We start from the raw sequence: 18,756 nt of genomic DNA on the forward strand, positions 1-18,756 counted from the left end.
GTTCTCGCCCGATCACTCGAACGTATAGAGCCTGACCTCGCACGACGGACAGAAAAGCGTCTCTCTGGGGACGTCGTTCGGGCCGGTGTGACCGCCGCAGCAGTCCATTTCGTTCCCCCGTTCGAGTTCCGTCCCGCACTCGGGACAGTCGTCGAGGAACATCCGACAGGTCTGGGCGGCCGCCAGCGCCGTCGCGTCGTCGTCGACGAACGCGGCCGCCGCTCTCGCTCCGCCCACCTCCGCGACGGCGACCGGCCGCGAGAGCCACGTCTCCTCGACGGCGTTCGCGTCGGCGTGGGGTGCGAGCGCGACCCACTCCTCGCCGTCCTGGCTGACTGCGTCGGCGGCCGCCGCCGGCGAAACCTCCAGTGCGGCGTCGGCCAGCGCCTCGGTTTCGAGTCCCCGGAACTCCTCCATCTCCGCGTGCCACTCCGCCTCGAACGCCGCGGTGGGGACGATCGTGTCGCCGTCGATCGCCAGGACCCCGGCGGCGACGAGCCGATCCAGCAGGTCGCCGCCGTCGGAATCCGCCGGTCCGCCGGTCGTCCCGGAATCACCCGGTCCGCCAACCTCCCCGGGACGATCGGTACTTCCGGATCCGGCAGTTTCCTCGGATCCGTCCTCCGACGCGCCGCCGTCGGCGCTGAGCGTCCCCGACGCCGCCGGCGCGTCCGTCCCGTGGAACAGCGCGTCGCCGCCGGGGACCCGCGCGACGATCCGCGGCGCGAACCGGGGCGTGCCCGGGATCAGGTAGCCCCGGAGTCCGACGAGAAGCAGTCCGACGGCCGCAACGAGGACCGACAGGAGCGACGAGAGCGAAAACAGCGCCGCCGAGAGTGCGCCCAGGAGCGCGACGTTGACGACGGTGCACGGCCAGCAGCGGTTCTCCCCGGTGTGCTCCGGTCGACGGAGACTGGCGAGGTGCGAGGGACTCATCCGTTCGAGGTACCCGCCGCCGCGAAATCAACGTTCCGCCGGCGGCGGCGAGGCCGCTGGGACGGTGCACTGAACGGGTACTCGAATCCGTGTGAAACCCACTCAGCGTAGTTTTTTGCCGTTCGCTCCGGTATCGAACACAATGGTCGATATGGAATACACGACGCTCGGTGAGACGGGGATGGAGGTCTCCCGGCTCGCGCTCGGGTGTATGAACTTCGGATCTGGGGAACCGTGGATGATCGACGACGAGGAGAAGTCACGAGAGATCATCGAGCGCGCGCTGGAACTGGGGATCAACTTCCTGGACACCGCCAACGTCTACTCGCGGGGCGAGAGCGAGGAGATCGTCGGGCGGGCGATCGAGGAGTACGACCGGTCGGAACTGGTCGTCGCGACGAAGGTGTACCACCGGATGCGCGAGGGACCGAACGGCGCGGGGCTCTCGCGGAAGCACGTCCTCGACCAGGCCGAGGCCTCGCTGAACCGGTTGGGAACCGACTACATCGACCTCTATCAGATCCACCGCTGGGACGACGACACGCCGGTCCACGAGACGCTGTCGGCGCTGGATCACCTCGTCGACGAGGGCGTCGTCCGCTACGTCGGCGCGAGCACGATGCCCGCTTGGAAGTTCACCCGCGCGCTGTACGCCGCCGACGTCGAGAACTACGAGCGCTTCGTCTCGATGCAGCCGGAGTACAACGCGGTCGACCGACACGAGGAGGCGAACGTGCTCCCGGCGTGTGCGGCCGAGGGCGTCGGCGTCCTGCCGTGGTCGCCGCTGGCGGGGGGCTTCCTGACCGGCAAGTACTCACGAGACGAAGAGCCCGAGTCCGGCCGCGCGGCGACCGACGAGTACACCGCCCGGCGGTTCACCGAGGAGAACTGGGCCGTGTTGGACGAGATCCGCGACATCGCCGAGTCGAAGGGCGCGACGCCCGCGCAGGTCGGCATCGCCTGGCTGTTGCACAAGGACGTCGTCACCGCGCCGATCATCGGCCCGCGGCGACTCGACCACCTCGAAGAGAACGTCGAGTCGCTGGGGATCTCGCTCACCGACGCGGAGATCGAGCGGATCGAGGCCCCGAAGACGCCGCGCTGGCCCGCTCCAGGGAAGGACTGAGGCCGTGCCGCCGTCTCACCGAACGCCGCGGTCGACTCTGGACGCGACACCGTTTAGTCGCCGCCGCGCCCCCGAACGCGTATGGACACCGAGTCGCTCGTCGAAACGTTAAAATCGGCGGGGCTGTCGCCGTACCAGGCGGACGCGTACGTGGCGCTCCTGGATCTCGGGACCGCCTCGGCGACCGACGTCGCCGACGCGAGCGACGTCCCGGCTCCGCGGATTTACGACGTCCTCCGGGCCCTGGAGGACCGCGGATACATCGAAACGTTCGAACAGGCCTCGTTGCGAGCGCGAGCGCACAGTCCCTCGACGGTGCTGGACGATCTCACGGAGCGGGCGGACAGACTGGAGCGCGCCGCCCAGGAGGTCGAAAAGCGGTGGGAACAGCCCGAACTGGAGGCGGGGGACGCGAGCATCGTGACGCGTTTTCAGACCGTGATCTCCCGCGCGAAGTCCTTCATCGCGAGCGCCAGCCACCAGGTCCTGCTCTCGACGACGCTCGAGAACTTCGAGCAGTTGCGGCCGGCGCTGCAGGACGCGATGGACCGCGGGGTCTCCGTCCGCGTCTCCGTACATACGGACGACGAGGCGGTCTCACTGAACGCGGACCGTTTTGCCGGCCTCTGCACGGAGGTCCACCACCGACCGCTTCCCGCCCCGTTCGTCGCGCTCGCCGACCGCCGCCGTGCGTGCTTCGCGCACCACCCGGACTCCTACGACCGCTACGGCGTCCTCGTCAACGACCGGACCCACACGTACGTGTTCTACTGGTACTTCCTCACCTGCCTGTGGGAGCCGTGGGAGCGGGTCTATCGGGCGTCCGAGGAGGGCTACCCGATCGAGTATTTCGACGTGCGGCACCTCGTTCGAGACCTCCGCGACGTCGACTGGGAGGACGAACCGGTGCGCCTCCGCGTGGAGGGTTACGACACCAACACGGGCGAGGAGTGTCGCCTCGAGGGGACCATCACCGACGTCCGCGTGCCGTTCGACGCCGAGGCGGCGACCGGGTTCGAACTCGCCGGACAGGTCACCGTCGACCTCGACGTCGACGGCGAGCACGTGAGCGTCGGCGGCTGGGGCGCGATCATCGAGGACGTCGAGGGTACCAGACTTACCGTCTTCCGGTGATCCGATACCTCGAACGCGATAATTTGAGGGACAGAGCCACAGCACTGCCGGCGTCTCTCTTCTCTATATCTATTAACAACTGTCGTTGTAAAATCCCATGGGTATATTAATCATTGTTACTTATACCTAGGTGATGCCTCAAGATAGCACTTCGAACGGCGTCTCCCGACGACAGTACCTCGCGGCAACGGGCGCGCTCGGCGCGGTCGGGCTCGCGGGCTGTTCGGGTGGCGGCGACGGCGACGGCAGCGGTGACGGCGGGGGCGACGGCGGTTCGACCGACACCCCGATCGGCACGTCGACCTCCGACGAGGAGGTCACCATCCAGATCGCGGCGGACTCGAACTTCTCGAACGCCGCCGACGAGATCTCCCAGACGCTCCACGAGGACGGTGGACTCCCGGACAACATCTCCATCGAGTTCCTCGCCGGCTCGTTCACGACGGGGGACCGACGCTCGCAGTACCAGCAGATCCTCTCGGCCGGCCAGGGGCGCCCGACCGTGATGATGATGGACAACGGGTGGACGATCCCGTTCATCGCGCGGGGGCAGATCGCCAACCTCAGCCAGGCGCTCCCGAGTTCGATCACTGACTCTGTGATGAACGACTACCTGGAGAATATGGTCGCGACGGCCCAGGGGCCGAACGGCGACCTCTTCGGTATCCCGCTGTTCGCGGATTTCCCGACCATCCAGTACCGCAAGGACCTGATGCGCGAGGCGGGCTACTCCGACTCCGACTTCGACACCTGGGCCACCGAACCGATGACGTGGCAGGAGTTCTCCCAGGTCGTCAGAGAGACGATGGACGCGACCGACACGCAGACCGGTTTCACCTGGCAGGGCTCCGCGTACGAGGGCCTCGCCTGCTGTGACTTCATCGAGTTTATGGGCTCGCACGGCGGGTCGTACTTCGGCGAGTTCGAGAACTACTTCGGCCCGATCGGCGACCGCCCGGTCACGGTCGACCAGGAGAACGTCATCAACGCCGTTCGGATGATGCGGACGTTCATCTACGGCCAGGACGACGACGACGCCCTGGAGGGGTACGCGGACATCTCCCCCGACGCGGTCGTCCAGTACACCGAGGAACCCTCGCGGGAGCCCTTCACCAACGGCGACGTCGTCGCCCACCGCAACTGGCCGTACTCGATCAACATCAACGGGGCCGAGGACGCCTTCGGCGAGGACCTCGGCGTGATGCCGATCCCCTACGCGGTCTCTCAGGAGGACTCCCCGTACGAGTCGATCGGCGGCAGCACCTCGGCGCTCGGCGGCTGGCACCTCACGCTCAACCCGAACGCCAACGACGCCCGCAAGCAGGCGGCCGTCCAGCTGTTCCGAGCGCTGCAGAACGACGAAGTCCGGCTCCGGATGTTCGAGATCGGCGGGTGGACGCCGCCCATCGCGGACCTCATCAACACCGAACGGACTCAACAGCTCGAAATCATCGGACGGTACGTCGACAGCCTGCAGGTCGCCGGCGAGAACGCGCTCCCGCGCCCCGTCACGCCCGTGTGGCCGCAGCAGTCGGATCAGATCGCCTCGGAGGTCAACAACGCGCTCCGACAGGAGAAGGGTTCTTCGGAGGCGATGGCCGACCTCCAAGCGTCGCTCGAATCCATCGAGAGCCAGGCGTAAAGACAGAGACACCCACAATTTATTATTAATGATCGACTTTCGTACTATGTCGATACTATGAGTACCGAACACCGCACGGGAGACGCACCCGAGAGCGGCGACCGCGGGTTGTACGCGTCTGTGGTCAGCTGGATGGAGAACCTCTCTGAGACACAGTACGCGTACCTCCTCTTGACGCCCGCGTTCCTGTTGCTCGGGGCCATTGCCTTCTGGCCGCTACTGTCGACGTTCCGGCTCTCGATGTTCGCCGACAGTTTTGGCCAGGCGAGCGTCGGGAACTTCATCGGACTCGGAAACTACGTGGCGATCATCACCGGGGAACGCTCGGCGTTGCTGCCGTCGCCGTTCCTCCCGGAGGCCCTCACGACGCGAGCGTTTTTCAACAGCGCGCTCGCGGTGACCGTCATCTTCACCGTCATCAGCGTGTTCTTCGAGACGATCATCGGGTTCGTCCAGGCGCTCGTACTCGATCAGGAGTTCCGCGGCCGGCGGTGGGTCCGGGTGGCGATCATCCTGCCGTGGGCGATCCCGATCGTCGTCCAGGGGATGATCTTCTACCTGATGTTCCAGCCGAATATCGGGTTCCTCGTCGGGACCTCCGACAATCCCGCGTTCCTGAATCAGTTGGGGCTGCTGTCGACGACGCCGCTCGCGAACGCGCAGGACGCGACGATGATCGCCATCGTGGCCGACGTCTGGAAGACGACGGCGTTCATGGCGCTCCTGATCCTCGCGGGGATGCAGTCGATCGACCGCGGCCTCTACGACGTCGCGAAGGTCGCGGGCGCGTCGGCCTGGCAGCGGTTCAAGTACGTCACCTTCCCCATCATCCTGCCGACGGTGATGGTGGCGATGCTGTTCCGCACGATCCAGGCGATGCGCGTGTACGGTCTCATCGAGACCGTCTCGGGATGTACGACCGTCCCGTCGCTGTCCTGTCTGGTGGTCACGACGTTTAACAACCGGATGCTCGGCTCCTCGGCGACGATCGCCTTCATCACCGCGGCGATCATCGCCGTGGCCGTCTCCGTGTACATCGTGGGCTACGTGCGAGGTGGACAATGAGCGACGGATCGACGCGTTCCGACGGCGGCGTTCAGTCCGACCGCCACGAACCCGAACTCACCAGGGGACCGTTCCAGCGCTGGGTTCAGAAGTCGATCAAGGACCCGAAACGCGTCTACCGCGCGATGTTCTACGTCGCGACGCTCTTTTTCCTCGTGACGACGCTCTTTCCCTTCTACTTCCTGCTGGTGCTCGCGGTGACGCCAGACACCGGCAGTCTGGCGGTTCTCCCGCAGCTCAGCACGCTCGAATTCGGCGTGTTCCTCGACGTGTTCGACCGGATCAACTTCCTCCGGTACATGCTCAACAGCGTCGTCTTGGCGCTTTCGACCACCGCCATCGTCCTGTTCCTGGCCAGCCTGGCCGGGTACGTGTTCGGCCGACTGGAGTTCCCCGGACGCCAGCCGCTGATGCTTCTCATCCTGGCGATCAGTTACTTCCCGCCGGCGGCGTTCTTCGTCCCCCTGTATCAGCTGTTCACGGGAAACGTGGTGAACGGGCTGAGCCTCTACAACACGCCGGGCGCGATGATTCTCCCCTTCAGTTCGCTGTTTATGCCGCTGTCGATCTTCATTCTCACGACGTTCTACGGGCAGATTCCCGACGGACTGGAGGACGCCGCCCGGGTCGAGGGCACGACCCGACTGGGCGCGCTGTTCAGGGTGATCGTACCGCTCTCGGCTCCCGGAGTCGCGACCGCGGGCGTCCTCACCTTCATCGCCGTCTACAACGAGTTCTTCTTCAGTCAGTTGATGAACAACGGTCAGCCGGAGAACTGGGCGCCGATCGTCGGCGGACTCCTCAGCCTCCAGCGGGCCGGCCAGTTCGAGGTCACCTACGGCGTGATGGCCGCCGGGAGCATCATCGCGGTGATCCCCGTCGCCATCCTCGTCGTGGTCGCACAGGAGAAAATCGTTAGCGGGCTCACCTCCGGAGCGCTCAAGGAGTAACTATGGCACGAGTTCAACTCGAAAACGTAAGCAAGCACTACGACGACGTAACGGCGGTCAACGACATGAATCTCGACATCCGGCACGGCGAGTTCATCTGTCTCGTCGGGCCCTCTGGATGCGGGAAGTCCACCACGATGGAGATGGTCGCGGGGCTGACGAAACCCTCGGAGGGGACCGTCCGCATCGGCGAACGCGACGTGACGAACCTCCCGCCGAAGGACCGCGGGATCTCGATGGTGTTCCAGAACATCGCGCTGTTCCCGCACATGGACGTCTACGAGAACATCTCTTTCGGGCTCCGGCTCCGCGATTACGAGAAGGAGGAGATCGACCGGCGCGTCGACGACGCCGCGGAGGTGGTCGAACTCGGCGGGATGCTCGATCGGATGCCCGACGAGATGTCGGGCGGGCAGCGACAGCGGGTGGCGATCGCACGGGCGATCGTCCGCGACCCGGACGTGTTCCTGATGGACGAACCGCTGGCGAACCTCGACGCGAAGCTCCGCGTCCACATGCGGACGCAGCTCCAGCGACTCCACCGCGAACTCGACACGACCATCATCTACGTCACGCACAACCAGGCGGAGGCGATGACGATGTCGGACCGGATCGCCGTCCTCGACACGGGCGAACTCCAGCAGATCGCTCCGCCGCTCGTGTGCTACAACGAGCCGGCGAACCTGTTCGTGGCGACGTTCATCGGCTCGCCCTCGATGAACACGATCCCCGGATCGGTCACGGACACCGGGTTCAGCTCCGCCTACGGCGACGTCCACGTCGAGTTCGATCCGACCGCCGTCGGCGTGACGCCGGGGCAGGAGGTTACGCTGGGCGTCAGACCGGAGGACGTCTACAGCAGTGATCTGCGCGACGAGGTCGCCCACTCGACGCAGGCCGTCTCGACGCGATCGGACGTCCTCGAACCGATGGGCGACGAGATCTTCGTCTACCTGGTGACCGAGGACGTCGACCTCGGCGGCAGTATGGAGGAGGGCTCGGATCCCGGCGAGATCCTGATGAGCGTCGGTCCCGACAGCGACATCACGGAGGGTCAAGACGTCGACGTGGTGCTGGACCGCTCGAAGCTCCATCTCTTCGATGAGAACGGCGACGCCATCGCGCACGGGCTCGTCGAGACGCCCGGCGCGGGTGCGGCCGGAGAGGCGGAGGCCGAAGGGGACGACTGATGGTCGAGGCGGGCGTCCTCGCGTACGTCGGTGCGGTGACGGTCCTGTTCTTCTTCTGGGCGTACGGGCTCGTCTCGTTCGCGCTGGACCTGAAGAACAAGATCGTCCCGGGAGTCCGACAGTACCTCCGCGGCCGCCGCGAGCAGAAGGAGGCGGAACGCGAGCGTCGCGAGCGCGAAGAGCGCGAAAAGGAACTGTACTGACGGCGGGACGCCGTGCTGTCGGTCACCGCACGGCCGCGTCGCTGGTCTGCCGTCTGCCGGACCGGTGGCCCTCTTCGCCGTTTCGCCGTCCTCCGTGGCCGCTCGGACCGTCACGGCGTGGGACCGATTCGGACAAAAAACTGAACGAGTTGGGATGCGTACGTCCTCCCGGCTATGGTGATCCAAGACGACATCAGAGACGCCCTCGACGACGGGAGAGACGAGCTCGTCGGCGTGCTCGCCGAAAACGGCGTACTCCCGACCGTCGTGGAAGATTCGGGCGGATCGGACCTCCTCGGCTCGTCGACCCCGAACTTCCGATTCGAGACGACCGACGGCACGAGCGTCGCCGACCGGCAGACGCGCTCGCGGGCGGTCGACGCCCTCGGGCTGCGCTCGGCGGACGACTGTGAGGCGGTCCGCGAGGAGATCCGGGGTCACGACGCCTGGGACGGCGACTGAACCTCACCGACTGCCTCGCGTCCCTGGTCGACTGTCGCTACCGGCGGTCGCCGTCGACGTGCTCGTCGCCGTTCCACTCCGCGGAGTTGTCCTGGGGGTCGTACCCCAGGACCTCGCGAGCGCGGTCGATCGAGTAGTACTTCCTGTCGTTGTCGGAGACACCGCCAGACGAGTCTGGCGAGGTCCCGCTCGCAGGCTCGCGGGACTCCCGTAGACGATCTCTCGGGAGTCGTCGGTATCGCCCGTCGGTTCGGAGCACCTATGAGTCGAAAGCACACGCCCCCGACGGACGTGGATCGACCGAGGCGACTCGAACCGACCCAACCGACCGAGGCGAGACGACTGTCTCTCAGGTCCCGACAGGACGAGTCAGCCGACCGTTCGCTCGAACTGTACGACAGATACCTCACGTCGTTCTCGGAGTGGTGTATCAAGAATCAGCGAACGGGAAAAACGACGAGCCGTTTTCTGCGTGAGTTAGTTGGAACCGCTCAAACGCACGAAGAGCCGAGGGTCAGCGCTCGCCGTCGATGTGCTCGTCGCCGTTCCACTCCGCGGAGTTGTCCTGGGGGTCGTACCCCAGAACTTCCTTTGCGCGGTCGATCGAGTAGTACTTCCTGTCGTTGTCGGAGATTCCGTAGACGATCTCGTAGTCGTACTCCGCCAGGACGCAGCGCTCGAAGAGGTGCGCGCAGTCGGGGTAGGAGAGCCACATCGCCTGTCCGCGCTCGTAGTCGATCGGCGGATGTCCCTCTGTGAGGTTGCCGATCCGGACGTTGACGACCGAGAGGTCGTGGTGGTCGTGGTAGTAGCGGCCCAGGACCTCGCCGGTCGCCTTGCTCACCCCGTAGAGGTTGCTCGGGCGCGGCAGTTCCGTCCCGTCGAGGCGGAACTCGTCGTCCGGGCGGTACAGCTCCGGCGTGCGCGTGTCGGTCTCGTACGCGCCGACGGCGTGATTCGACGAGGCGAAAGCGAACTTCTCCACGCCGGTCTCGACGGCCGCCTCGAACATCGTCTGCGTGCCGTCGATGTTGTTCTGGAGAACGCTGTCCCACGGCGCTTCCGGACGCGGGTCGCCCGCGAGGTGGATCACGGCGCGACAGCCGTCGACGACGTTGCGGACCGCGGCGTCGTCGGTGACATCCGCGATGAACACGTCGTCGGTGTCGACGCCTGCGGGGAGTTTCGCGCTCGAGAGCGGTTCCCTGTCCAGCAGTCGCCACTCGAACGTCTCACCGAGGTGGCGCAGAATGGCCTGTCCGACGCGTCCGCCCGCCCCTGTCAAGAGAACCGGCTCGTCCATTCACCCGTCCATCCGTGCAGGGGAGGCAAGAAACGTCCGATTTGCGCCGGTGATACGTGGCTGACACGTGTTCGCTCTCGATCCGTGGCGGTCTCGGACCGATTGCCCGTCACGCCTCGCGCCATCACGGTGACGACATCTCTTTTTCTCTCGGTGCCGTGGGTCGACTATGCCCACTGACGCGGAGCAGGCGTGCTTCGAGGCCGGGATCAAGTTCGGATCGCTCTACCACCAGTTCGCGGGGACGCCCGTTAGTCCGGCGAGCGCCGACAGCCTCGGCCGGGCGATGGAGGAATCGATCGAGAACCAGCCGCACTGCGTCGACGTCGACGTCGACGTCAGGACCGACCGCATCGCCGAGGAGCTGGCAGATCGGTCGGCCGAGTACACCGAACTGACGGGCAGGTTCCTCGACGTCGAGATGCGGATCCGGTACGCGGACGTCAGCGTTCGCACCCGGATGGAGATGGAGGACGACTACCCGCTTATGAAACTCGTCTCCGTCGAGGAGTAACCCCGGACGAACCCGGTCGAAACGCCTGATTTCACTTTCACTTTCGGGCTCGTTTTTAACCCCCCGGCCGACGAACAAGATGGTATGAGTAGCCAGAGCACACTCGCGGACGACGACCTGTTCGGAGAGGCCGCCGCGGAGATGCGCGAGGAGGTCGAGAGCCACCTGGCCGACGCGCGAGCCGAGTTGCCCGACCCCGACACCGTGTGGGAGGCCGAGGCCGACAACGTCCTCGGCGTGCTGAACGCGCTCCGATCGGCGCTCGACGTCGACGGCGCGCAGGAGCACCTCCGACAGGCGAAGAAGACCTTCATCGTCGGACAGCGCGCGGACGCTTTTGAAGAGCCAGACTCCCTGGAGGCGGAGGTCGAGTCCGTCGAGGAACTCCTGGCGTCCATCGCGGACGCCGAAGAGATCGTCGGCGAACTCACCGGAACGATGCCACAGCTCCGGAGCCAACTCCAGGAGGCGGCCGAGTCCGGATCGCCCACCGGGGAAACGGAGTCCGATGCGGACGACGACGCCGACGCCGAGGCGGACGACTCGTAACCGTCGGAGGCGGGTGCTCGACCGCTCTACCGGTATCGACGCCGAAACGCGTCCGAGTGCGACCGGTGATAGCGGCGGCGCGACCGACGTCCTAGGGTCGCTGGAACCCCATATCCGGAAAGCGTCCCGTCTCGGACCGGTTTTTAAATACTCGACGAACATACCCACGACCCGATGAGTATCTTCGATACGATCCTGTCGTCGTTGCGATCGCTCGTCGGCAGCGAACGGACCGACGAGTCGGAATCGCCGCCGGACGAGACGGCTCCGTCGGAGTCGTCCCGTGCCGAGGGACGGGTTTCCGTCGAGCGTGAGGCCGAGACAGACCGCGACGCGGCGGACGCGTCCACCGAATCGGCGATCAAGGGGGCCGGCGAGACCGAGACCGAGACCGAGACCGAGGAGGCACCGGGCGAGACTGAGACCGAGGAGGCACCGGGCGAGGCCGACGAGGATGCCGCCTCGACGGAGGGCGTCGCGGCCGAGACGGACGCCGCGGCGTCGACGGAGACGCTCGTCGACGAAGCCGAGGGCAAGGAACCGGCCGAAGTGGTCGAAACGGCCGGCGAGGGGGACGAGGCGGTCGTCCCCGACCCCGACGAGGACGAGGTCGAAACCGCCGAAGACGCGGCCGCGGCCGAGACGGACGCCGCGGCGTCGACGGAGACGCTCGTCGACGAGGCGACGGGACAGGAACCGGCCGAAGCCGTCGCTCCGACCGAGGCTCCCGAAGACGAGGCGGACGAGGAGGAAGACGAGGAACCGGACGTCCCCGACGGGACTGGCGGTTCTGACGATTCGGAAACCGAGGACGGTTCCGAGGCGGACGAGCCCGATGAGGAGGGCTCCGAGGCGGTGGCCGACGATTCCGACGACGCGGACGACTCCGAGGCAGAGGCCGACGACTCCGAGGGATCGAGCGAACCGGTCGAGACGCTCAAGGGCATCGGCCCCGCGTACGCCGAGCGCCTCGGTTCGATCGGCATCGAGACCGTCTCCGACCTCGCGGCGGCCGATCCCGCGGAGGTCGCCGAGGGGATCGACGTCTCCGAGAAGCGAGTCTCCGGGTGGATCGACCGTGCGCAGGACGACGCCTGAAGACGCGTCGCGGAGAGCGGGGGCCGGTCCGAATGGCTGAGTTGCTGTATCACGTCGACGGCGACCTCGTCCCCGCCGATTCGGCGGCCGTGAGCGTCCGCGATCGGGGATTTATGTACGGCGACGCGGTCTTCGAGACCCTGCGGGCCTACGGCGGCGACGTCTTCCGCTGGGACGCCCACGCCGACCGACTCGCCGGCTCCGCGGCGGCGATTTCGCTCGATCACGGCCTTTCCGACGACGACCTGAAGCGACGGGTCGACGAGACGCTGGCCGCGAACGATCTCGACGACGCGTACGTGAAGCTCTCGGTGACCCGCGGCGTCCAGCCGGGGAAGCTGACGCCGGACCCCGACGTCGACCCGACGGTCGTCGTCCAGGTGAAGCCGCTGCCGCGCGGCGGCGTCGGGAGCGATCCCCTCTGGGACGGGCCCGCCGCGCTCCAGACGGCGAAGACGAGACGCGTCCCCGACGCGGCGCTCCCCTCGCGGGCGAAGACGCACAACTACCTGAACGGGATCCTCGCCCGGGTCGAACTCCGCGTCTCCGACGCCGACGAGGCGGTGATGCTCGACGGCGACGGCCACCTCGCGGAGGGCGCGACGAGCAATCTCTTCTTCGTCGAGAACGAGGGGCTCTGCACGCCGAGCCTCGACGGCCCCGTCCTCCCCGGGATCACCCGCGCGGAGGTGCTCGACATCGCCGCCGAGGAGGGGATTCCGGTCCGGGAGGGCGCGTTCACGACCGACGACCTCCGTGAGGCGACGGAGGCGTTCGTGACGAACACCACCTGGGAGATTAGACCGGTAGGGACGGTCGACGGTATCGACGTCGGCGGCGGTCCGGTGACGACCCTATTTCAGCGCCTCTACGACGAACGCGTCGAGGCGGCGCGCTACGGCGGTGACGGGCCGAACGAGACGTGACCACGCCATCACGCGAAACCGTCACGCTTGAACCGCCCGACCGCAAACGCGCGATATGGACGAGGACCGCCGCATCGTCGCGGCCGAGGAGGTCACCGCCGGGGAGACGGTCGTCTTCACCGCGAAGGTCGGCTTCGAGAAGACCGAGGGGCTTCTCACCCGCCTCGAAGACGGCACCGTCGTCGCGTTCACGAACTACTGCCCGCACTGGCGGGACGTCCGCCTCGACAAGGGGTCGAGCGCGCTCGTCAGGAACGGCGAGATCGTCTGTCAGAAACACGGCGCGACGTTCGAGAAATCCAGCGGCCACTGCGACTTCGGGCCCTGCGAGGGCGCGGTCCTCGACACCTTCGAGGTGACCGTCGACGACGGCGCGGTGTACCTCACCGACGACGAGTTCGACGCCGCCGAACCGGGCCTCTCCGAGGAGCGGGACCTCTCTTCTGGCGGTCGAATCGACTTCTAAGAATCGTGTATCGCGACCGACGCGCAGCCGTTCGAGGCGTCTGCTTCGATTCCGAGTAGAGCGACTGAGTGGGAAAGTATCAAGCGAGCATCAGAAGGTAGATTTGAACTACGAGAATCTCGCTGGCGCTCGATTCTCTCGTTCAAATCCACTGACGCTATGACACCGAACTCGATGGACGCGCTGAGACAAGACTCAGCGCTCGGAGGTCGAGTTCGGGAAAATCATAGCGGGAGGTAGATTTGAACTACCGATCTCCGGGTTATGAGCCCGGCGGAATCTCCTGGCTATCCCATCCCGCTATCGAAACGAAGCCGTGGGTTACGGTTAAGGGTTGTGTTTCGCCCGCAGTGTGGCAATTTCACCCGCGGGAGATTCCCGCCAGCGGCCCCGCTCAGGACCGCGTCACGCGCCACGTGATCAGACTCTCGGCGACGTAGTTCAGGAACATCGACGCGCCGATCGCGATCGGGATCGGGATCAGTTGCCAGAGGTCGAACCCGAACAGGGGAACTGAGAGGTCGAGTTGTCGGAGCGCGCGAACGATCAGGAACTGGACGGCGAGGCCGCCGCTGCGGACGAGGTTCGAGCGCAGGAACCGCTTCAGCGTCGGGAGCGTCCCGGGAGCGCCGAGTTCGGAGAACGTCCAACGCTCGTTGATCGCGAACATCACGACGATGGCGACCTCCGCGCCGACGAGTTTCGCGTACTCCCCGAGGACGCCGAGGCCGACGATGAGCGCCGTCGTCGTGGTGATGTCGAAAACCGCGCCGATCGCCCCGACGGAGACGAACTTCCCGAACCGGACGCCCGAGACGAGCGCGTCGACCGTCTCGCGGACCATTCAGTCCGCCTCGGGGGGCTCGGCCGCGTCCGCCGCCGCGAGGCGGTCGACGAGCGACGGTTCGTTCGCCTTCCGGGCGGCGAGCAGTTCGTGGACGCGGTCCTCGCGGAGCAACCGAGCGCGGTGTCGAGACGTCACCAGCGCGCGGGCGAGGCGCAGCGTCGTCCCGACGGTCGAGACGGTCGACTCGGGGCGGTCCTCCCAGCGGACGGGGATCTCTCCGATCCGGTAGTCGAGCGCGCCCGCGACCGAGAGGAGTTCGATGTCCCAGGCGAACCCCGGCTCGTAGAGGTGGCCTCGGATCCGTCGCCACGCGTCGGCGGTGAGCGCCTTCGCGCCGCACTGGTAATCGTGGAGTTGGACGTCCAGAAACCGCCGCGCGAGCCAGGCGAACCCGTCGCCGAGGCGGCGACGGGCGAAGGTCTGGTGGGAGGCGATGTCGGCCTCGGGGTGACGGCGCGATCCGGTCGCGAGGTCGTACTCGCCCGAGGCGACGGCGTCGACGACGGCGGCGAAGGAGTCTGCCGGCGTGCTGCCGTCGGCGTCGGCGAAGGCCAGCACGTCGACGTCGGCGGCGAGTGCCTCGAACCCGGCGGTGATCGCCGCGCCCTTTCCGCGCCGGCCGTCGACGGCCGAGAACTCGACGCAGTCGGGGAGGCTGCCGAGTCGCTCGCGGAGGTCCGGTCTGGGCGCGTCGACCTCGACGCGGACGACGGCGGGGTCGAGGCGCTCACAGAGGGCGTGGAGGTAGCCGCCGAGACGCTCGGGGTCGGGCCGGTAGGCGGGGACGACGATCCCGACGGAACGAGTCATCACGCGGGGATACCCGCTTCTGGGTGAAAAGCGAACCGCTACGGGTCGGACGCGGGCGACACTGGGCGGGAGCACGGAGTCGCGGCCGCCGCATCACAAAACGTATGTCTCGGCGCCTCGGTCGGTGAGACACGGAGTATGGAGTACGCCCTCGTCGCCCGCTGGCTGGTCCTCTATCTCGCGCTCTTCGCGCTCGGCCTCCCGCTCGTCGCTCGGCTCCTCCCCCGGAGCGCGGGCCGCGGCGCGGGACTCGCCGTGCCCGCGGCGCTCGTCGTCCTCAGCGTCCCCGCCTACTGGGTCGGACAGGTGACCTGGGGGCCGATCGCTCTCGCCGCCGGCGTCGTGTCGCTCCTGCTCGCCAGCGCGCTCGCCGGCCTCGACCTCACCGCGCTCCGACGCCGGGAGATCCGTCTCGACGTCGAGATCGACCGCGACGCCGCCACCGACGCCGCGGCGGTCTTCCTCCTGGGGTTCGCGTTCGTCGTCGCCGTGCGCGCGTTCGACCCGGCCGTCTACCCCGTCGGCGGCGAGAAGTTCCTCGACTTCGGCCTGTTGAAGACGCTCGAACGGTCCGCGGTCCTGCCGCCGGAGGACTTCTGGTTCGCGAACGAGGCCGTGAAGTACTACTACGGCGGGCACCTGACGGCGACGCTGCTCGCGTGGTTGACCGCCACGCCGCCGGCGTTCGCCTACAACCTCGCGCTCGCGGGGTTCTACGCCGCGCTCGTCACTGCGGCCTTCGAACTCGCCGGCGCGATCGGGGCGGACCGAGTCCGGTCGGTCGCCACTGCGGGCGGCCGCCTCTCGGATCCGCGGTCGCGGCGACGGATCGCCGGCGCGTTCGCCGTCTTCTTCGTCGGGCTCGCGAGCAACCTCGTCACTGCGGGGCGGTTCGCGCTGCGCGCGCTCCCGGAACCCCTCCGGCGCGGCGCGGCCGAACTCGTCGCCGCGCGGACCGACTACACCGTCGAGCGGATCCTCGCGGGGGCGGACTCGTTCAGCTACTGGAGCGCCTCGCGGGTCGTCCCGGGGACGATCAACGAGTTCCCGCTGTTCGCGTGGCTCAACGGCGACCTCCACGCGCATATGATGGGCACGCCGACGCTGCTTCTGGCCGCGGCGGTCGGATACGCCTACTACCGCACGCCGGAGTCCGACCTTCGGCGGCGACGCGCGCTGCTGTTCGCCGTCCTTCCGATCGTCGCGGCCTGGCAGGCCGTCCAGAGCACGTGGAGTTTTCCGAGCGTGCTCGCGCTCGGGTGGCTGGCCGCGCTGTTCGCGCCCGCCGATCCGCGGACGCTGCTGCCCGGACGGGGGGCGGTGCGTCGACTCCGGGCGGCCGTCGGGGGTCCGGCCGAAACGAACGGCGGCACGGGCGCGTCCGAAACGACCTCGGCCGCGACGCGCGAAATCGGACGAATCACGGCCGCTCTGCTCGTCGCCGCCCTCGCGGCCGTCGTCGCGGTCGTCCTCGCGTCGCCGTTCCTCCTCGGCGCGGCGACCGGCGGCGGCGAGCGCTCGATCGAACTGCTCGGCCCGGAGATGCGGAGCGGACTCGGCGCGCTGCTTCTCGTCCACGGCGCGTTCGTCGTCGGCCTCGGGACGTGGCTCCGCTCCGAACTCCGCGTCGAGCGGCCGTGGACGCTCCTCGCCGCGCTCGCCGCGGTGGTCGTCGTCGGGACGCAGATCGGCTTCGCCGCGCTCGCGGTGTCGGTTCCGCTGCTCGTCGTCGCCTGGGTGGGACTCCGAACCTCGGAGTCGATCGGGTACGGTGCCGTCCTCGTCGTCGCCGGCGCGGGCCTGGCAACCATCGTCGAACTGGTGTACGTGAACGAGCAGGCCGGTCCCGGGCGGATGAACACGGTGTTCAAGACGTACTCGCAGGTGTGGGTGTTCTGGGGGACGGCGATGGGTGTCGCGCTGTCGGGGCTCCTCTCACGAGCCCTGTCCGGGTCGGCGGCCGCAGACGACCGCGCCGGCGACGACGGATCGAGCGAGAGCGGTGCTGTTCGTCGTCTCGCGGGCCTCCCCTGGCGTCGCGTCGCGACTGTCGCGCTCGTGATCGCGCTGGTGGCGTCGACGAGCGTCTACGGCGTCCTCGCGGTCGGAGCCCACTTCGAGCGCGCCGCCGCGGGCGGGACGACGCTCGACGCGACGCGGTTCGTCGAGACCGACCACCCCGAGTACGCGGCGGCGATCGACTGGGTCGACGACCGCGACGGGCGGCCGACGATGCTCGAAGCGCCCGGCACGTCGCGTTACGACGGCGGGAACGACGGTCGCCCGAACGTGATGTACAGTTGGTATGCCAACCCCGCGTCGAGTCTCACGGGCGTTCCGACCGTCGCGGGCTGGCAGCACGAGGTCGGCTACCGGGGGCAGGCGGCCTACCTCGACCGCGTCCGCGACGTCGACGCGATGTACACCGGCAACGAGTCCACGCGCGCGGATCTGCTCCGGCAGTACGAGGTCGAGTACATCTGGGTCGGGCCGGGCGAGCGCGCACGCTACGGGTCGATCTCGTTCGGAAGCGAGGCGATCGACGTCGCACATCGCTCGGGCGACGTGACGATCTACGCGGTCGATCTGGCGGCGCTCGACGGCGAGGCCTCGAACGCGTGAGAGGCGGGTGTCTGCGCGGAAACTCTTACGCGCCGCGCTTCTCGACGACCGTCACGGCCTCGGCGTCGACGGCGACGACGTCCAGGAAGTGCGGGACGAACTCCCGCTTCTCGAACGCCTCGCGCTCGTCTTCGGTGCCGACGGTACACCACAACTGCGGGCGGTCCGCACCGTGGTAGTCGCTCTGGCGGTCGATAGAGAAGCAGACGACCTCCTCGCCGTCGACTTCGATGGTCGCGCCGCGACCGATGTCGGGGTCTCCGCGGATGATGACCTTCTTCATACGTCGTCGTTGGCTCAGTCGGGGCTTAATCGCTTCGGAGACGCGTCGGTGGCCCGCGCGCTGACTCCCGTTCGTCGTACTGCCCCGCCGACGTCGCTCCGAACCAAACGGGTTTTAACTGGCGATGTCGAATTGGGCCCAAGGTCGATATCTATGGAAATGCCACGCCGATTCAACACGTACTGCCCGAACTGCGACGGGCACCACGAGCACGAGGTCGAGAAGGTCCGAACGGGCCGCTCCACGGGAATGAAGTGGAACGCGCGACAGACCCGTCGCGGCAAGGCGGTCATCGGGAACGCCGGCAAGTTCTCGAAGGTGCCCGGTGGCGACAAGCCCACGAAGAAGACGCACCTGAAGTACATCTGCTCGGACTGCGGCAAAGCACACATGCGAGAGGGATGGCGCGCCGGGCGTCTCACGTTCCAGGAGTAACGATGGCAGGAAACTTCTACCGCGTTCAGTGTGAGGACTGTGACAACGAACAGGTCGTCTTCGGCAAGGCCTCGACGACCGTCAACTGCGCCGTCTGCGGGACGACGCTCGCGACGCCGACCGGCGGCGACGCGGAGATCCACGGCGAGGTCGTCGAGACGGTCGAGCGACGCTCGACCGAGGCGTAAGTCTCCC

At 67.4% G+C, this 18,756-nt stretch carries 21 protein-coding genes, 1 tRNA gene and 1 pseudogene; 16 read left to right on the plus strand and 7 right to left on the minus strand.

What is annotated here, in order from left to right:
* Nucleotides 1-12 precede the first annotated feature (12 nt).
* Nucleotides 13-936 (minus strand): DUF8054 domain-containing protein, encoded by a 924-nt coding sequence (locus tag NO876_RS08750; RefSeq protein ID WP_256421305.1) that lies wholly within the window; start codon nucleotides 934-936, stop codon nucleotides 13-15.
* Nucleotides 937-1,087: 151 nt separating this feature from the next.
* Between NO876_RS08750 and NO876_RS08755 the strand changes: the two genes are divergently transcribed.
* From NO876_RS08755 to NO876_RS08790, 8 genes are all read left to right on the plus strand, one after another.
* On the plus strand, nucleotides 1,088-2,062 hold the full coding sequence (locus NO876_RS08755; protein WP_256421498.1) for an aldo/keto reductase: 975 nt from the start codon (nucleotides 1,088-1,090) through the stop codon (nucleotides 2,060-2,062).
* Nucleotides 2,063-2,143: 81 nt separating this feature from the next.
* A complete protein-coding gene (locus tag NO876_RS08760; RefSeq protein ID WP_256421306.1) occupies nucleotides 2,144-3,196 on the plus strand; it encodes a TrmB family transcriptional regulator in 1,053 nt (350 codons plus the stop codon).
* Nucleotides 3,197-3,329: 133 nt separating this feature from the next.
* Nucleotides 3,330-4,838 (plus strand): extracellular solute-binding protein, encoded by a 1,509-nt coding sequence (locus NO876_RS08765; RefSeq protein ID WP_256421307.1) that lies wholly within the window; start codon nucleotides 3,330-3,332, stop codon nucleotides 4,836-4,838.
* A gap of 57 nt (nucleotides 4,839-4,895) precedes the next feature.
* Complete coding sequence (locus NO876_RS08770; protein ID WP_345780740.1) at nucleotides 4,896-5,903, plus strand: carbohydrate ABC transporter permease; 1,008 nt, start codon at nucleotides 4,896-4,898, stop codon at nucleotides 5,901-5,903.
* Nucleotides 5,900-6,853, plus strand: coding sequence for a carbohydrate ABC transporter permease (locus NO876_RS08775; protein ID WP_256421308.1), 954 nt, complete (start codon nucleotides 5,900-5,902; stop codon nucleotides 6,851-6,853). Before NO876_RS08770 ends, NO876_RS08775 begins: the two co-directional genes overlap by 4 nt.
* Before the next feature lie 2 nt (nucleotides 6,854-6,855).
* Entirely contained in the window at nucleotides 6,856-8,043 is a 1,188-nt protein-coding gene (locus NO876_RS08780; RefSeq protein WP_256421309.1) for an ABC transporter ATP-binding protein, read from the plus strand.
* Nucleotides 8,043-8,246, plus strand: a complete 204-nt coding sequence (locus NO876_RS08785; protein ID WP_256421310.1) for a DUF8005 family protein — start codon at nucleotides 8,043-8,045, stop codon at nucleotides 8,244-8,246. The genes NO876_RS08780 and NO876_RS08785 overlap by 1 nt, the downstream gene beginning before the upstream one ends.
* A 174-nt stretch (nucleotides 8,247-8,420) precedes the next feature.
* Complete coding sequence (locus NO876_RS08790) at nucleotides 8,421-8,708, plus strand: hypothetical protein (RefSeq protein ID WP_256421311.1); 288 nt, start codon at nucleotides 8,421-8,423, stop codon at nucleotides 8,706-8,708.
* 37 nt (nucleotides 8,709-8,745) lie between these two features.
* On the opposite strand, the pseudogene NO876_RS08795 reads toward NO876_RS08790, so the two are convergent.
* Both NO876_RS08795 and azf read right to left on the minus strand, forming a co-directional pair.
* Nucleotides 8,746-8,871, minus strand: a pseudogene (locus NO876_RS08795) (NAD(P)-dependent oxidoreductase); the annotation flags it as partial.
* Nucleotides 8,872-9,222: 351 nt separating this feature from the next.
* Nucleotides 9,223-10,011: an NAD-dependent glucose-6-phosphate dehydrogenase gene (gene azf / locus NO876_RS08800; RefSeq protein ID WP_256421312.1), complete on the minus strand. Its 789-nt coding sequence runs from the start codon at nucleotides 10,009-10,011 to the stop codon at nucleotides 9,223-9,225.
* Nucleotides 10,012-10,180: 169 nt separating this feature from the next.
* On the opposite strand from azf, the gene NO876_RS08805 reads away from it, so the two are divergent.
* The 5 genes from NO876_RS08805 (at nucleotide 10,181) to NO876_RS08825 (ending at nucleotide 13,564) form a co-directional block, all read left to right on the plus strand.
* The gene (locus NO876_RS08805; RefSeq protein WP_256421313.1) at nucleotides 10,181-10,525 is read left to right on the plus strand and encodes a dihydroneopterin aldolase family protein; all 345 of its coding nucleotides are present in this window, start codon (nucleotides 10,181-10,183) and stop codon (nucleotides 10,523-10,525) included.
* 84 nt (nucleotides 10,526-10,609) lie between these two features.
* Complete coding sequence (locus NO876_RS08810) at nucleotides 10,610-11,074, plus strand: DUF5790 family protein (protein WP_256421314.1); 465 nt, start codon at nucleotides 10,610-10,612, stop codon at nucleotides 11,072-11,074.
* Between the two features lie 174 nt (nucleotides 11,075-11,248).
* Nucleotides 11,249-12,172 (plus strand): helix-hairpin-helix domain-containing protein, encoded by a 924-nt coding sequence (locus tag NO876_RS08815; protein WP_256421315.1) that lies wholly within the window; start codon nucleotides 11,249-11,251, stop codon nucleotides 12,170-12,172.
* A 32-nt stretch (nucleotides 12,173-12,204) separates the two neighbouring features.
* On the plus strand, nucleotides 12,205-13,098 hold the full coding sequence (locus tag NO876_RS08820; RefSeq protein WP_256421316.1) for an aminotransferase class IV: 894 nt from the start codon (nucleotides 12,205-12,207) through the stop codon (nucleotides 13,096-13,098).
* Between the two features lie 55 nt (nucleotides 13,099-13,153).
* On the plus strand, nucleotides 13,154-13,564 hold the full coding sequence (locus tag NO876_RS08825; protein ID WP_256421317.1) for a Rieske (2Fe-2S) protein: 411 nt from the start codon (nucleotides 13,154-13,156) through the stop codon (nucleotides 13,562-13,564).
* 227 nt (nucleotides 13,565-13,791) lie between these two features.
* Here NO876_RS08825 and NO876_RS08830 read toward each other — a convergent pair.
* The 3 genes from NO876_RS08830 to NO876_RS08840 form a co-directional block, all read right to left on the minus strand.
* Nucleotides 13,792-13,866, minus strand: a tRNA-Met gene (locus NO876_RS08830).
* A 92-nt stretch (nucleotides 13,867-13,958) separates the two neighbouring features.
* Nucleotides 13,959-14,408 carry a GtrA family protein gene (locus NO876_RS08835; RefSeq protein ID WP_256421318.1) on the minus strand — a complete coding sequence of 150 codons (450 nt, stop codon included), beginning with the start codon at nucleotides 14,406-14,408 and terminating at the stop codon, nucleotides 13,959-13,961.
* Nucleotides 14,409-15,221, minus strand: a complete 813-nt coding sequence (locus NO876_RS08840) for a glycosyltransferase (protein ID WP_256421319.1) — start codon at nucleotides 15,219-15,221, stop codon at nucleotides 14,409-14,411.
* A gap of 138 nt (nucleotides 15,222-15,359) precedes the next feature.
* Here NO876_RS08840 and NO876_RS08845 point away from each other — a divergent pair, with 138 nt between their 5' ends.
* Nucleotides 15,360-17,843: a DUF2298 domain-containing protein gene (locus NO876_RS08845; protein WP_256421320.1), complete on the plus strand. Its 2,484-nt coding sequence runs from the start codon at nucleotides 15,360-15,362 to the stop codon at nucleotides 17,841-17,843.
* Between the two features lie 25 nt (nucleotides 17,844-17,868).
* Here the strand turns inward: NO876_RS08845 and NO876_RS08850 are convergent, their stop codons facing one another.
* On the minus strand, nucleotides 17,869-18,126 hold the full coding sequence (locus NO876_RS08850; RefSeq protein ID WP_256421321.1) for an HAH_0734 family protein: 258 nt from the start codon (nucleotides 18,124-18,126) through the stop codon (nucleotides 17,869-17,871).
* Nucleotides 18,127-18,279: 153 nt separating this feature from the next.
* Between NO876_RS08850 and NO876_RS08855 the strand changes: the two genes are divergently transcribed.
* Nucleotides 18,280-18,561, plus strand: coding sequence for a 50S ribosomal protein L44e (locus NO876_RS08855; RefSeq protein ID WP_103992813.1), 282 nt, complete (start codon nucleotides 18,280-18,282; stop codon nucleotides 18,559-18,561).
* A 2-nt stretch (nucleotides 18,562-18,563) separates the two neighbouring features.
* Entirely contained in the window at nucleotides 18,564-18,749 is a 186-nt protein-coding gene (locus NO876_RS08860; RefSeq protein WP_256421322.1) for a 30S ribosomal protein S27e, read from the plus strand.
* Nucleotides 18,750-18,756: the final 7 nt, after the last annotated feature.

Origin of the sequence: Halobellus rarus (assembly GCF_024494595.1) — an archaeon.
In the GTDB taxonomy this organism is placed as follows: Archaea; Halobacteriota; Halobacteria; order Halobacteriales; family Haloferacaceae; genus Haloquadratum; species Haloquadratum rarum.

What these genes read in the sequence shown, in the direction of transcription:
- azf (WP_256421312.1), bottom strand. Translation starts at nt 10,011, where the DNA reads ATGGACGAGCCGGTTCTCTTGACAGGGGCGGGCGGACGCGTCGGACAG.
- NO876_RS08825 (WP_256421317.1), top strand. Translation starts at nt 13,154, where the DNA reads ATGGACGAGGACCGCCGCATCGTCGCGGCCGAGGAGGTCACCGCCGGG.
- NO876_RS08855 (WP_103992813.1), top strand. Translation starts at nt 18,280, where the DNA reads ATGGAAATGCCACGCCGATTCAACACGTACTGCCCGAACTGCGACGGG.
- NO876_RS08780 (WP_256421309.1), top strand. Translation starts at nt 6,856, where the DNA reads ATGGCACGAGTTCAACTCGAAAACGTAAGCAAGCACTACGACGACGTA.
- NO876_RS08845 (WP_256421320.1), top strand. Translation starts at nt 15,360, where the DNA reads ATGGAGTACGCCCTCGTCGCCCGCTGGCTGGTCCTCTATCTCGCGCTC.
- NO876_RS08805 (WP_256421313.1), top strand. Translation starts at nt 10,181, where the DNA reads ATGCCCACTGACGCGGAGCAGGCGTGCTTCGAGGCCGGGATCAAGTTC.
- NO876_RS08770 (WP_345780740.1), top strand. Translation starts at nt 4,896, where the DNA reads ATGAGTACCGAACACCGCACGGGAGACGCACCCGAGAGCGGCGACCGC.
- NO876_RS08790 (WP_256421311.1), top strand. Translation starts at nt 8,421, where the DNA reads ATGGTGATCCAAGACGACATCAGAGACGCCCTCGACGACGGGAGAGAC.
- NO876_RS08815 (WP_256421315.1), top strand. Translation starts at nt 11,249, where the DNA reads ATGAGTATCTTCGATACGATCCTGTCGTCGTTGCGATCGCTCGTCGGC.
- NO876_RS08760 (WP_256421306.1), top strand. Translation starts at nt 2,144, where the DNA reads ATGGACACCGAGTCGCTCGTCGAAACGTTAAAATCGGCGGGGCTGTCG.
- NO876_RS08775 (WP_256421308.1), top strand. Translation starts at nt 5,900, where the DNA reads ATGAGCGACGGATCGACGCGTTCCGACGGCGGCGTTCAGTCCGACCGC.
- NO876_RS08850 (WP_256421321.1), bottom strand. Translation starts at nt 18,126, where the DNA reads ATGAAGAAGGTCATCATCCGCGGAGACCCCGACATCGGTCGCGGCGCG.
- NO876_RS08860 (WP_256421322.1), top strand. Translation starts at nt 18,564, where the DNA reads ATGGCAGGAAACTTCTACCGCGTTCAGTGTGAGGACTGTGACAACGAA.
- NO876_RS08810 (WP_256421314.1), top strand. Translation starts at nt 10,610, where the DNA reads ATGAGTAGCCAGAGCACACTCGCGGACGACGACCTGTTCGGAGAGGCC.
- NO876_RS08755 (WP_256421498.1), top strand. Translation starts at nt 1,088, where the DNA reads ATGGAATACACGACGCTCGGTGAGACGGGGATGGAGGTCTCCCGGCTC.
- NO876_RS08785 (WP_256421310.1), top strand. Translation starts at nt 8,043, where the DNA reads ATGGTCGAGGCGGGCGTCCTCGCGTACGTCGGTGCGGTGACGGTCCTG.
- NO876_RS08835 (WP_256421318.1), bottom strand. Translation starts at nt 14,408, where the DNA reads ATGGTCCGCGAGACGGTCGACGCGCTCGTCTCGGGCGTCCGGTTCGGG.
- NO876_RS08820 (WP_256421316.1), top strand. Translation starts at nt 12,205, where the DNA reads ATGGCTGAGTTGCTGTATCACGTCGACGGCGACCTCGTCCCCGCCGAT.
- NO876_RS08765 (WP_256421307.1), top strand. Translation starts at nt 3,330, where the DNA reads ATGCCTCAAGATAGCACTTCGAACGGCGTCTCCCGACGACAGTACCTC.
- NO876_RS08840 (WP_256421319.1), bottom strand. Translation starts at nt 15,221, where the DNA reads ATGACTCGTTCCGTCGGGATCGTCGTCCCCGCCTACCGGCCCGACCCC.
- NO876_RS08750 (WP_256421305.1), bottom strand. Translation starts at nt 936, where the DNA reads ATGAGTCCCTCGCACCTCGCCAGTCTCCGTCGACCGGAGCACACCGGG.